Genomic DNA, 381 nt, shown 5'->3' with positions numbered 1-381 from the left:
AGATAGAGGAAGGCCGAGGCGATCAGGGCCATCGGCACGAAGGACGCCAGCAGCACCCCCGGCGCGTAGACCCCCACGAGGGCGGCGATCGCCCCGATGACGGCGGCCAGCGAGTAGGCGGGCGAGGTGGCGTTGAGGCCGATGACGAGCGCGTCGACGAAGCCGGTCGAGTCGGCCTTGAGGCCGGGTTCGGCGGGAATCGGCTCGGCTGGTGCAGACACGGGAACGCTCCCTTCGACCCCCCTGCGTCGGAGGTCCTGGAGCAGTTCTAGCGGAAGACACCCCACGAGGGCCATGGTCCGAGGGCACGGTGTGGCCGGTCACACGCCCCGTGGGTGGGTACCGTGCGGCGGGTGATGGTCCGCTGGCGCGAGGCGTGGC

1 pseudogene is annotated in these 381 nt (G+C 71.4%); it reads right to left on the bottom strand.

What is annotated here, in order from left to right:
* Positions 1 to 221, bottom strand: a pseudogene (locus tag I6F37_RS45020) (hypothetical protein); the annotation flags it as partial.
* Between the last annotated feature and the right edge of the window lie 160 nt (positions 222 to 381).

It is taken from the genome of Bradyrhizobium sp. NBAIM08 (assembly GCF_020193935.1).
GTDB lineage: Bacteria > Pseudomonadota > Alphaproteobacteria > Rhizobiales > Xanthobacteraceae > Bradyrhizobium > Bradyrhizobium yuanmingense.
The sequence above is the reverse complement of the archived record's forward strand: the minus strand, read 5'-3'. Positions and strand labels throughout refer to the sequence as shown.